The following is an 11497-nucleotide window of genomic DNA, read 5'->3' as shown; positions in this document are numbered from 1 at the left end:
CCGCCCACCCCGCCCAAGGCCGTCGATCATGCAGTTGTGGTGGAGGACAGGACACCTCCGATCACCACGATTCCGGCACCACAGGTCCATGATCGACGCAACGGGGGCGGGCCGGTGCTGGCCAAGCCGCCGGTACGCAAGCTCGCCAAGGACCTCGGCGTCGACCTCGCCACGCTGACCGGGTCGGGCCCGCTGGGCTCGATCACCCGGGAGGACGTACAGCGGGCGGCGAGCGGGACCACGGCGGCGGCCGAGCCGCTCGCGGTGTCGGCTCCGGTCACGGCGGCCGCGAGCTTCGGCGCGGACCGCGAGCAGCGCATCCCCGTCAAGGGGGTACGCAAGCTCACCGCCGAGAACATGTCCCGCTCGGCGTTCACCGCGCCGCACGTCACGGAGTTCCTCACCGTCGACGTGACCCGGGCGATGAAGGCCCTGGACCGGCTCCGCAACCGGCGGGAGTGGCGCGACGTGCGGGTCTCGCCGCTGCTGCTGGTGGCCAAGGCGGTGCTGCTGGCGGTCAAGCGCCATCCGATGGTCAACTCGACCTGGGCCGGCGACGAGATCGTCGTCAAGGACTACGTCAACCTGGGCATCGCGGCGGCCACCGAGCGCGGGCTGATCGTGCCGAACATCAAGGACGCCGGCCGGCTCTCGCTGCGCGAGCTGGCGGACGCGATGACCGAGCTGGTGCAGACGGCCAAGGCCGGGAAGACCTCGCCGGCCGACATGTCCGGCGGCACGCTGACGATCACCAACGTCGGCGTGTTCGGGGTGGACACCGGCACGCCGATCCTGCCCCCGGGCGAGTCGGCGATCCTGGCCTTCGGCGCGGTCCGCGAGATGCCCTGGGTGCACAAGGGCAAGGTCCGGCCGCGCCAGGTCACCACGCTGGGCCTGTCCTTCGACCACCGCATCATCGACGGTGAGCTGGGCTCGAAGTTCCTGCGCGACATCGGGGATTTCCTGGCCGATCCGGAGGCGGCGCTGCTCGCCTGGACCTGACCGGTTACGACACCAGCCACGGCCGGTGTGCACGGGTTCACGCCCGGGCACACCGGCCGTGTCCGTTGGCGCGGGGTTCACGCCCGACACACCGACCATTCACCCTCGGCACACGGAAACGTCGGCCAACGGGTCCTCACACCTTCGATTGTTCGGTGGGTGTCCCAGCTCACCTAACAATCGATGGAAGTTGCGGCCGTCTTGGGGTTCAATGGAGACATCAAGGGGCTGACAACCGAATAGCCAGGAGGAGAGACCCGTGAGCATGATCGAGCGAATCCGTAACCGCCGCGACGCCAACCGCCGCGCCCGTGCCATCGAGCACGCGCTGCGTTCCGCCAACTCGCCCGCGGTCCGCGAAGAGATCCTCGCCATCGCCCAGCGTCACATGAGCTGACGCCCAGGACCTCTCGCACCTCCTCCAGATCGACGACCCGCCCGGTCCGCCCGGGCGGGTCGTCGGCGTTTCGCAGCGGCTGACACCGGGATTCCACCTCGCCCCAGCGCCCGGTACGGTGGGCTTCGGTCGTCGCCCGCCGACCCGGAGCAGTCGAGTCGATAGAAGCCGCTCGACACCATCCGGCCACGGGGAGTGACGGCCGTGCTCCCCGGACGCCCTCGGGCGGTCACCGGATACGGTGCGGGGAGCCGGCACGGCCGGTACACCGGCGACGCCGGCCACCCTGCCGAGCAGACCGATCGGCAGCGGCGGCCGACAGGTGATGGAGGAGGCGCACGCATGACGTCCGAGGGCACGCACCACCCCGGCCAGCAGCCGGACGAGGTGTCGCCGGGCGCCGGCGGACCGGCGCCGTACGGCGACCGCCCGGCACCGCAGGACAACGGATACGGCGCTGGCGCCCCCGACCTGGGCTGGGCGCCCCCGCCCCCGTCGGGGCGACCGAACCCGCCCGCCTGGGGCGCGCAGGGTGAGCAGCAGCAGGCCCCCGCGTGGGCCACCCCGGCGCCGCAGCAGACCGACCCGGCCCAGCCCGGCCAGTGGGGACCGGCCGGCGGATCGCCGCAGCCGGCGTGGCCGGGCGCGCAGGAGCAGCCCGGCCCGGCCTGGGCCGCCGCTGCCCCGCCACCGCCGCACGCCACCCCGCAGCCGCCGCACGCCACCCCGGAGCAGCCGGCCTGGGCGTCGGCCGAGCAGGCGTCCCCCGCCTGGGCGCAGCCCGAGCCCGCCGCCCGTGGCGCCGCCCGCGTCCCGCAGGCCGCACCCGCCCCCCAGCCCTGGCCCGCGCAGGACGACCCCAACCGCTCCGGCGGCTGGAACGCCGAGTCCCCTCAGGACCCCGCCAACGGCTGGAACCCGGGACAACAGCAGGACGACCCCAACCGCTCCGGCGGCGAGCAGCAGCAGGGCGAGCAGCCCGGCTGGGACGCCGGTGCGGAGCAGCGCCCGGCGGGAGCCTGGGCCGCCTCCCGCGACGACGCGCCCCGGGACGACCAGCCCCAGGGCGGCGAGTGGCCGGCCCGGGACGAGCGCTCCGCACGGGGTGCCGCGTCCGTGCCTTCGCAGCCCGACGAGCGGGACGCCAACGGCTGGGGCGCCGCACAGCCCACCTCCACCCCGCCCGGCCGGGCCTCCGTTTCGGCGCCCGGCGACGGCGGGCCCAAGCCGTGGGGCCCCGCTGCGGAGAACCCGCCGCAGTGGGCCGGCAACGCCGCCGAGCGTCCGGCCGTACCGGACGTCGAGCCGTGGTCGGCGGACGAGGCGTGGGGCCGCGCCGAGGCCGGCGAGCCCGCCCCGGGCCGGGCCGGCAACGGCTGGGAGCCGGAACGGGCCGAGGAGCCGCCGATCTACCAGCCCCCACCGGGGCCCGGCATCTCGCCGGCCAACGCCGTGCCGCTGCCGCCGCAGGAGCAGCGGGTGCCCGGCGCCAGCCTGGCCGCCGCCCCGCCGGTCGACTACACCCCGCCGGCCCAGTTCGCCCCCGAGCAGCCCGGCCGGGACGGCGGCCTGCCGGCGTACGAGCAGGAGCAGCCGGCCTGGGCCCAGGCCGGCTCCCGGCACGACGAGCCGCAGTCGCCCGCCGGTCCGGTGGTCCCCGCACCGCGCACGTCGCCGGAGGCGGGCGGGCGGGCCGCCGTACCGTCGCCGGGGGGTGCCGAACCGGCCGCCGGCAGCGTCTCGGCGAGCGCCTCGGTGCCGCTGGCCAGCCGGGTGCTGCCGCCGACCGACCAGGCCCTGCGACCAGCCGGCACGCCCGCCCCGCAGCCCCGGGTCTACGGCCGGCCGGCCCGCCCCGAGCCGGCGGACGAGCCGGAGCAGGACGACCCGAGCGGCCACCGCCCGGACCACGCGCCGGCGCCCCGCTTCGACCAGGGGCCGGACCCTCGGTTCGGCCAGGAGCCGGACCCTCGGTTCGGCCAGGAGCCGGACCCGCGCTTCGGCCAGGAGCCGCGCTTCGGCCAGGGCCAGGCCCACCAGTTCGACCAGGGACCGGAGGCCCGCTTCGATGACCGGGCGCCGAGCGGGACCGCCGTCTTCGGCGCGGTCGCCCCGATGGCGCCCGCCTCGCCGGCCGCGCCCCCGGCCTTCCCGCCGGGTGTGCCGTCCTTCGTCGACGCACCGGCCAGCAACCGACCGGTGAACGGGGTCCGGCCGCACGACGACGCGGACCGCCCCGCCGACCCCTTCGGTACGCCGGCAGCCGCCGGCGCGGCACCCGGCTACGGGCCTGCGCCGACGACCGAGCACGCGCCTGGCGGGGCGTTCCCGCCGGCCTTCCCGCCGCCCCCGCAGCAGTCCGGCCCCTCCTGGGACCAGGGCGGCTCGGAGCAGGACCAGAACCGGTTCGACTCGTTCAAGCCGATCGCGGAGCCGAAGACCGAGGCCCCCACGCCCAAGGTGCGCAACGGCCGGGTGCTCGCCGCGGTGCTCGTCGCGGCGGTGCTCATCCTGGCGGTGCCGCTGGGCCTGCTCATGCTGCTCGGCAAGGTCGGCGGCGAGGACAAGGCCCCGGCGTTCGACCCGGCGGTCGGCAGCTGCGTCAAGAAGTCGGGCGAGAGCGCGGCGGCGGCGCAGTGCGGCGAGGCGGGTGCCTTCACCGTGGTCTCCAAGGTGGACGCGAAGGACAAGTGCGCCGACCCGACCCAGCCGCACATCGTGCTCCAGGGCGGCGGGACCAACCGGGTGCTCTGCCTCAAGCCGGCAGGTCAGTAGCTACAACGACGACGGCGCGTGCGGACGCGAACACCGACAGCGCCAGCGCCGCGTGTCGTCGCACGAAACGGAAGCGCCCGCCTCCCCATGGGAGACGGGCGCTCGCGCGTCTGGTCGATCAGGACCGTTCGGTGACCTGGGCGACGAAAGCCCGCCAGGCGGCCGGGGCGAAGACGAGGGCCGGGCCGGTCGGGTCCTTCGAGTCGCGGACCCCTACCACGCCGGGAAGGTTGTCGGCGACCTCGACGCAGTCGCCGCCGTTGCCGCCGCTCTTCGTGCTCTTGCGCCACTGCGCGCCGGTCAGGTCCATGATGCTGCCGCTTCTCTGAGAAGTTCCAAGGAGCGCCCTCGGGGAAGAGCCTCACCCCGTATGCGTTCCCACCGGTGCTCCAGCGTAGCAATGTCGGATGTTTGGTCGACTATTTGTGCTCGTGCCTGGCTATCGACGTGCGCCACCCGCGTCCCGTCGGGAAGTTCGGCGAGCGTGAAAGGTCCGTCGAGGCCCGGATACGTGGCCGTCCCACGGGGCACGACATGGAGTTGGACGCTCGGCAGTTCGGCGCAATTCACCAGGTGAGCGAGTTGCTCGGCCATGATTTTCCGGTCTCCGGCGGCGGGACGTCGGATGATCCCCTCGTCCAGTACCGCGACGAACAGGGGTCCGCGATCGCGAGTCAGGATCGCCTGGCGGGCGACACGCGCCGAGACCAATTCGCTCACCGTGTCCTTCCCTAGCGGCTGGCCTGTGAACGTGGCCCGTGCGTAAGCCTCGGTCTGAAGGAGGCCCGGCACCCAGGAGAGTTGGAACGCCCGTAGCGCCACCGCCTCACGCTCGATGTCGACCCACGGTCGGAACCACACGGGCTCGCGGCGGTTAAGCGTGTCCGGCCAAAGTTCCGACACGTTCTTGCCGAGAATCTTCGCTACTTCGGCACGATGCCGGCTCTGCGGAATGCGTCCCGGGTTTGCCCACCGAGCAACGGTCTTCGGATGAATTCCGAGGCGACCTCCCAAGCTTTCGGCTGTCTCGCACGCCTCGGCGAGCGCCGCCACGAATGCATGGTTCATGCCGCGTCCCTTCTGGAGCGATCAGAACGTTCCCGAGAAATCATCTAACGCTGTGTGATTGTCCGACAACCCTCGGCAGGGTGCTTCGTAGACGGCGTGAGCCGGTGGAGGCGATGGAGCCCGCCGGTCGCGCTGACGGGGCCGCCCTGGGCGAGCAACCGGGCGGCCCCTCCCACCACCGCCGCGCGAGGGGGAGCAATGCCCGAGGAGAGTCGGACACCCATGCCGAAGATCAACCCGCCGCCGGCCCGTCCGGTCGTCCCGGGGCCGATCGGTCCCTTCATCCCGCCGTACCGGGGGCCCGGGCGCGTGGGCGACGTCGTTACCGCGTCGCGCTCGTCGGCCCGGCGGAACGGGGACCGCTGGTGACCGCGCGGACGCCGCCTCCCGTACGGATGCTGCGGGCCGGCGAGGTGCTCAGCCTGACCCGGGCCGCGTCTCCGCAGTTCGTGATCCCGATGCGTGTCCGCGTGATCCGTGAGCTTTCCGACCGCTTCCCGCCGTACGGCTGGCTCTGGTTCGAGGGTTACCAGCTCGACGCCAAGGGCCGCGCGGTGGCGAAGCGCGAGCTGTTCGTCCTGCGCGAGGGCCTTGAGTGGGTCGTCACCGCGCCGGCTCCGGCCCGGCCCGCTCTCTCCCGCCGGCCACCGTCCCGCTCTCGCCTGGCGGTGGGCTGATGGTCCACGTCCGCGCCCACGTCCCCAGCCGGCCCACCTGGCGCTGCGCCGCCTGCGGGGTGGCCTGGCCCTGCTCGACGGCGAAGCTTCTCCTCCTCGCGAAGTACCGCGAGAACCGCGACGCGCTGATGGTCCACCTCGCGGGGCTGTGCGAGGAGGCCGCCGGGCAACTCGCCGAGCTGGACCACGGCAATCCCCCGGCGGACCTGGCGGAGCGCTTCACCGGCTGGGCCCGCGCCCGCTGAGGGACGTCTCGTAACTCGGGTGCCGACGGGTCCATCGGGCGACCATCGAGCAGCCTCGTTCAGGCACCTTGCGCCACGCCTCGACCCACATGGTCCCCGTACTCTGATTCGATGGTTGCTTCGCCGCCTGGCTCGCGTCCCGAACCCTTCGCGGGGCTGGGCTCGGTCGACTGGGCGAGGTTCCGACCGCGCGATCCGACAGACGCCGCACGTGACGCGTGTGAGATTCCAGAGCTGATCCGCGGCCTGGCGACGGCGGAAGGCCGGGCGGCACGCGAGTGGGGCGAGGCGCTGAAGGGCGCCCTGATCCACGGCCATTCCGGCCTGTACTTCCGCACCGCCGAACCGGCCGCGCCGTTCCTGATCGAACTGTGTCGCGGTGAACGGCCCGAGGTGGCCGCCGAGGCGCTCAGCCTCCTGCTGAGCTGTGTCGGCGAGGACGGCCCATTCCATCCCGAGCCCCTACGCCCTGGTGACACGCACCTGTCCGGGTTCGTCACCCGGACCCGGGCCATCATCCACAGCGGCCGGGCGGCCTACTACCCCTGGCTGTGTTCAACACATGTCGGGGCCAGGATCGGCGCGTTGGAACTCCTGGGCGTCCTCGAGCCCAGGGCGCCAGAGTTCCAGCGGGAGCTCGCGCGGTTGGAAGCATCCGACGGAAACCACTGGATTCAGCAGGCGATCCGGGACATCCGGCTCGACCTCTGACGGTGCCGCCATGGGTCTTTTCGGCTCGCCGCTGTCGTCCGGGTCACGGAGCCCGGCTCGGGCCCAGCGCGACATGGCAGGCTGACAACCATGGGAACGACACCGCGCGTACGTGCCCCCGAGCTGCGGGGCCGGAGTTGGCTGAACACCGGCGGGCGGGAGCTGAAGCTGTCCGACCTGCGCGGCAAGATCGTGATCGCGGATTTCTGGAAGTCCTAGAAGAAGCTTGCAACTCGGCCGACTGAGGGCCTAGCGTCCTCGGCATGTCCCACCATGAACACCTCGCCGACCTATACCTACGCCTATCCCTCGACCGCGAGGGAAAGACTGCGATCGAGCGCCAGGAGGCCGACTGCCGAGCCTGGGCCACGCGCAACGGTTTAGAGGTCCGCACTGTCCACATCGACCGGGGCCGTTCCGGCTACAAGTCCGTCGACCGGGCCGGGTTTGATGCCGCCGTATCCGCCCTAACGACTGGCACCGTCGGGACCCTGATCGTCTGGAAAGTCGACCGCCTGTCGCGCCGTGGCATGGGCCAGGTCGGCCAAGTCCTAGACCAGGTCGAGAAAGTCGGCGGCCGGATTGTCTTCGTTCAAGACGGCTTAGACACGTCTCAGCAACAGGCCCGCCTAGTTCTGGCGCTGCTGTCCGAGGTCGCCCGCAGCGAGTCGGCGAACATCGGTCTACGCGTCGCCTCGGCGAAGGCCCACCTTCGCAACCTAGGCCGTTGGATCGGCGGACAGCCGCCCTACGGCCTCGCGATCGGCGAGGACGGCCGGCTAGACCACGACCCGCACACCGCGCCGACCGCCCGGGAGATCGCCGAACGTGCGCTGACCGGCGAGCCGCTGGTCAGGATCGCCCGCGACCTGAACGCCCGTCAGATTCCCTCGCCGCGTGGGGCCACCTGGGGCGTCGGGACGCTGTCGCAACTCCTGAAGTCCCCCGCGTTCGCCGGACTACTTCCGGAGACCGTCAAGCGCGACGGAAAGTACACGGGAAAGGTTGTCCCGTGGCGCGACCCCGAGACCGGCGAGAGCGTCGAGATCGGCCGTGGAATCATCACACCCGCCGAGCAACTACAGGTCGCGCGCATCCTCGAAGACCGCACCGCCGCCGACATGACCGGTCGCAACCGGGGCGTGCGCGCCGAGGTTTCGCATCTCCTGACCGGCTTCCTGCGCTGCGGGGGCTGCGGGGGGCGCATGTCGGCTGCCGGCCGGTCGTACGTCTGCCACGCTCGCCGCCTCGGCAAGCCCTGCCCGGCACACACGACTGCCTTTATCGCCGCTGTAGACCGCGCCGTGATCGCCGCCTTCATCGCCCGACTCGCCGCGACCGAGCCCGGCGACCCGCTGCTAGACGCCGTCGCCGAGCGTTGGGTAGCCCGCCACGACCCCGACGTAATTCGGGAGCGCGCGACCATCACCGCCGCCCTGGACGACGCTAACGCCGCCCTGGTCGACCTCGAAGACGCCCGATACCTTCGCGGCGAGTTCGTCGGTCCCGATGCCATCCAGCGATGGACGCGTCTACACGAACGGCTGACAGCCCGCGTTGCAGGGCTGCGCCGTAACCTCGCCGATTTCCCGCTACCCGAGGCGGACATTAGCTCGCTCCTCGACCCGGTCCTAGCTCAGGAAGCGTGGGACGCCGCCACGGTCCCCGATCGCCGCGACCTTCTCGGCCTAGCCCTGAACGCCGTGACCGTTGCCCCGGCCGAGGGCCGGCGGGGCGTGCGATTCGACCCGGTCGCCCGTCTTCGGTTCACCTGGGCCGACGAAACCGAGCCTGCATCCGTCGATGCCTAAATCTCACTCTGACAATCAAATAAGGCAGGCCCCGGCCGAGCGATTCCGCCGCCGACCAGGGCCCTAACGGAACATCGGAGGTTCCGCTGTGTCCAACCCTATCCGCCTGTACGTCGCGGCCCCGGCCCTCTCTGCCGCCGCGTTGGCTGCCGCGACTGCCGCCCTGCTCGCCGCCGGCTTCCTGGTTACCTCGGCGACCATCGCTGACACGGTCGACCCTGACGACCTCCTCGCCGTCGTGGCCGACGACCTGGCTGCCGCCCGCGCCGCTGATGCCGTGGTAGCCCTTCCGGGGGCCGAGGACTTCCCCGAGCCGGTCTACGCCGCGCTACACGGGGTGCCGGCCCTGACCCTGGCCGACGCTCTGGCTAGTGCCCAATGACCCGCGAGCGTGCCGAGGGCGCGCTACTGGTCCTGATCCTGCTTATGGTCGGCGCTGCGGCCGGCTGGGCGTCGTTTACACACGTCCACGACTGGACGATGGCGAACAGCCCGGACGGCACGCCTGACGCGTTCGGATGGGTCAACGCCTGCGTCAGCGAACTAGTCCCCGTGGCGTCGCTGCTGGAAATCCGGCGGCGCCGCCGGGCGGGAGCGCCGACCGGCTACCCGCTGGCCCTGCTGATCGGCGCGGCGTGCCTGTCGCTGGCCGCACAGCTCGCCGTGGCGAAGCCGGGTGTTTCGGGGTGGCTGCTATCGGCAGTGCCCGCCCTGGCGTTCATGGCGTTGGTGAAGCTGGTCTTCGCCCGGACACCAGCGGTCGCCGCGCCAACCCACCGCCAGGCGCCTGCAGGCGCCCCGGCCGAGCCGACCCTGACCGAGGCCGCCCCCGTCCCGTCCGAGGCCGTCCCTGGTCCTGTCTCGACCCCCGCACCGCCCGCCGTCGCGCCGCCGTCCCGGCCGCGCCCACCGGTCATCCCGCCCGGCGTCCAGACGCTGCCGGTCGTCGCCCGTGTTGCCACGCCGCCGGCCACGCCCGATCCGGTGGCGGCACCGCCGAAGACTGCCGACAGGGTGTCGGCAGTGCTGGCCGAGACGCCGGACGCGACCCCGGCGCAGATCGCCGCGCGGCTGGGCGTCAGTGAGCGGACCGTCCGCCGGTACCTGCCTGCCGACAAGGTGCCGACACGACGCCGACGGCCGGCGGAGGTGCCTGTACTGGTGATCGCGTGAGCCGTGTCCGAGGGCAACAGCTAGGCACTAGACAGAACCTAGCTGGGCAGGTCAGACATGTGAGGTCCTAGCGTGCCGACCCGTTACACGACCAAGAAGAATCGCGACACGCCTTGTTGCTTGATTCTTGCCAGTAAGGCAACCTAGACGGGTGTAGCGCTCCGTTGCGTTCTGTGCGATACAGAACGCAACGGAGCTACACCCGGCGGGTGCTCTGAGTTTCCGACGCCCTGAGCAACCGTCTGGTACTGCTGTGGGAGGGGTCTACCTGGCCCGTCAGGTCAGGTAGCCCCACCCCCGACGAAGCCGGTCAGGGTGTCGACCAACCTCGCCGCCCAATACGCCAGTTGCAGCGCGATCACCGCATCCATGCCTGCGCGCTGCCACCGACTGGTGCCAGCGCGCGGGTGGCGCTTGGGCCTCCTCCTCCGCTTTGGCATCGATCACCTCCCCTGCGGGTTCTCGTTCGTCCCCCGCGCGCGTTGGGGGCGAACTAGGCCCGGCAGTGACGCCGATCAGTGCCTCTGCTTCGGAACGAGCTTAACCGGTGGAACCGACCCCGCCGGGCGCCCCCAAGCGGCAGCCGAACCCAACCTGTAGGCGGGAACTTGCTGTTCTTTCCGAATCGCCTTCCACTCTCGACGTCCCCGCTGCGGGGGTCAAGTTGGGCGGCGTGTCCGGCGCGTCACCGGACTCCGCGCCTTCCGCCATCTGGCCGGGACGGAGGTTGCGGCGGATTGATGCAACACCGTCTCGACCAGGCATTTCGTCGCTAGGCGGCAGGCAACGATCGCAATCGTTGGGCCGAATACCCAGACGCGGCGGGGTCCGTCAGCCGGGCTCTTCGTCCGCGAGCCGCTGTCCACGCCGCTGCGCGTAGGCCCGAACCTCGGCGGCATCCCAGATGCGTCCGACGGTCAGCGTGTCGATGGGCGCGGGGAAGTCCGGCCGGTCGACCAGGATCGCGGCGCGCTGGCGCGAGACGCCCAGGTGGTCGGCAACCTCTGAAAGCGCCATAACTCGCACAGGCGGACCTTCCGGCGACGGGGGTAGGCAACTTGTCACCGAGGGGGTTGACTACCTGTCAACGGTCAGCCAACGTGACGGTATGCCCACGCGCCGTACACACAAACCCGTGCCGCTCGCCCCACGCCATCGCCGAACCTGGCGATCGCTCTGGCGCCGTTGCTCGTGTGGCCTGTCGGCTCCCTGCCCGGATTGATTCGCACCCGCGCCGGTTGAGCCCCGCCCGGCCCCGCACAACATCGCCCCGCGCTGGAACGCCCCGACCCGCGAGGTCGACACCATCGGCCGCGCCGGGCGCCTGACCCGCGCCGGGGCCTACCGCGCGAACGGGGGCCGCTGGTGAGCCCTCGCCCCGAGCCGACGCCCCTGCGCCGCCTGAAGGCCGGCGACATCGTGTGGCTGACCCGCGAGGCGTCGCCGCAATTCGTGGCCCCGATCTGCGTCCGTGTGATCCGCGAGCTGACCGACCGCTTCCCGCCGTACGGCTGGGCGTGGTTCGAGGGCTACCAGCTCGACGCCCAGGGCGGCGCCGTGGCGAAGCGCGAGCTATTCGTCCTGCGCGAGGGGGTCCGGTGGCTCGACACCCCGCCCGCCCCCGCGAGAACCGTCCGC

14 protein-coding genes are annotated in these 11497 nt (G+C 72.1%); 11 read left to right on the top strand and 3 right to left on the bottom strand.

The features are described 5' to 3' along the window. From ACSNN9_RS25305 to ACSNN9_RS25295, 3 genes are all read left to right on the top strand, one after another. Positions 1 to 1002 (top strand): dihydrolipoamide acetyltransferase family protein (locus ACSNN9_RS25305; protein ID WP_436675717.1); only part of this gene is annotated, 1002 nt, incomplete at its 5' end. A 259-nt stretch (positions 1003 to 1261) separates the two neighbouring features. Continuing rightward, positions 1262 to 1399, top strand: coding sequence for a hypothetical protein (locus tag ACSNN9_RS25300; RefSeq protein ID WP_165947779.1), 138 nt, complete (start codon positions 1262 to 1264; stop codon positions 1397 to 1399). 342 nt (positions 1400 to 1741) lie between these two features. Next, on the top strand, positions 1742 to 4174 hold the full coding sequence (locus ACSNN9_RS25295; RefSeq protein ID WP_436675716.1) for an LppU/SCO3897 family protein: 2433 nt from the start codon (positions 1742 to 1744) through the stop codon (positions 4172 to 4174). Positions 4175 to 4292: 118 nt separating this feature from the next. Here the strand turns inward: ACSNN9_RS25295 and ACSNN9_RS25290 are convergent, their stop codons facing one another. Both ACSNN9_RS25290 and ACSNN9_RS25285 read right to left on the bottom strand, forming a co-directional pair. Then, positions 4293 to 4484 carry a DUF397 domain-containing protein gene (locus tag ACSNN9_RS25290; protein ID WP_436675715.1) on the bottom strand — a complete coding sequence of 64 codons (192 nt, stop codon included), beginning with the start codon at positions 4482 to 4484 and terminating at the stop codon, positions 4293 to 4295. Next, entirely contained in the window at positions 4475 to 5242 is a 768-nt protein-coding gene (locus ACSNN9_RS25285) for a DUF5753 domain-containing protein (RefSeq protein WP_436675714.1), read from the bottom strand. The genes ACSNN9_RS25290 and ACSNN9_RS25285 overlap by 10 nt, the downstream gene beginning before the upstream one ends. A gap of 365 nt (positions 5243 to 5607) precedes the next feature. On the opposite strand from ACSNN9_RS25285, the gene ACSNN9_RS25280 reads away from it, so the two are divergent. The 7 genes from ACSNN9_RS25280 (at position 5608) to ACSNN9_RS25250 (ending at position 9859) form a co-directional block, all read left to right on the top strand. Further along, positions 5608 to 5919 (top strand): hypothetical protein, encoded by a 312-nt coding sequence (locus ACSNN9_RS25280; protein ID WP_357866522.1) that lies wholly within the window; start codon positions 5608 to 5610, stop codon positions 5917 to 5919. Then, positions 5919 to 6164 carry a flavin reductase gene (locus ACSNN9_RS25275; protein ID WP_436675713.1) on the top strand — a complete coding sequence of 82 codons (246 nt, stop codon included), beginning with the start codon at positions 5919 to 5921 and terminating at the stop codon, positions 6162 to 6164. Before ACSNN9_RS25280 ends, ACSNN9_RS25275 begins: the two co-directional genes overlap by 1 nt. Before the next feature lie 111 nt (positions 6165 to 6275). Then, on the top strand, positions 6276 to 6875 hold the full coding sequence (locus tag ACSNN9_RS25270; RefSeq protein ID WP_436675712.1) for a hypothetical protein: 600 nt from the start codon (positions 6276 to 6278) through the stop codon (positions 6873 to 6875). Positions 6876 to 6965: 90 nt separating this feature from the next. After that, positions 6966 to 7094 (top strand): hypothetical protein, encoded by a 129-nt coding sequence (locus ACSNN9_RS25265; RefSeq protein WP_436675718.1) that lies wholly within the window; start codon positions 6966 to 6968, stop codon positions 7092 to 7094. 44 nt (positions 7095 to 7138) lie between these two features. Next, positions 7139 to 8686, top strand: a complete 1548-nt coding sequence (locus tag ACSNN9_RS25260) for a recombinase family protein (protein WP_436675711.1) — start codon at positions 7139 to 7141, stop codon at positions 8684 to 8686. A gap of 88 nt (positions 8687 to 8774) precedes the next feature. Continuing rightward, positions 8775 to 9068 carry a hypothetical protein gene (locus ACSNN9_RS25255; RefSeq protein WP_436675710.1) on the top strand — a complete coding sequence of 98 codons (294 nt, stop codon included), beginning with the start codon at positions 8775 to 8777 and terminating at the stop codon, positions 9066 to 9068. Further along, a complete protein-coding gene (locus ACSNN9_RS25250; protein WP_436675709.1) occupies positions 9065 to 9859 on the top strand; it encodes a hypothetical protein in 795 nt (264 codons plus the stop codon). The genes ACSNN9_RS25255 and ACSNN9_RS25250 overlap by 4 nt, the downstream gene beginning before the upstream one ends. A gap of 831 nt (positions 9860 to 10690) precedes the next feature. Here ACSNN9_RS25250 and ACSNN9_RS25245 read toward each other — a convergent pair. Next, positions 10691 to 10876, bottom strand: a complete 186-nt coding sequence (locus tag ACSNN9_RS25245; RefSeq protein ID WP_357723968.1) for a helix-turn-helix transcriptional regulator — start codon at positions 10874 to 10876, stop codon at positions 10691 to 10693. 348 nt (positions 10877 to 11224) lie between these two features. On the opposite strand from ACSNN9_RS25245, the gene ACSNN9_RS25240 reads away from it, so the two are divergent. Beyond that, positions 11225 to 11497, top strand: a 273-nt coding sequence (locus tag ACSNN9_RS25240; RefSeq protein WP_436675708.1) for a hypothetical protein, incomplete at its 3' end; no start/stop codon positions are given.

This window comes from Micromonospora sp. URMC 107 (assembly GCF_051386315.1).
In the GTDB taxonomy this organism is placed as follows: domain Bacteria; phylum Actinomycetota; class Actinomycetes; order Mycobacteriales; family Micromonosporaceae; genus Micromonospora.
This window is presented reverse-complemented; position numbering and strand designations above follow the sequence as displayed.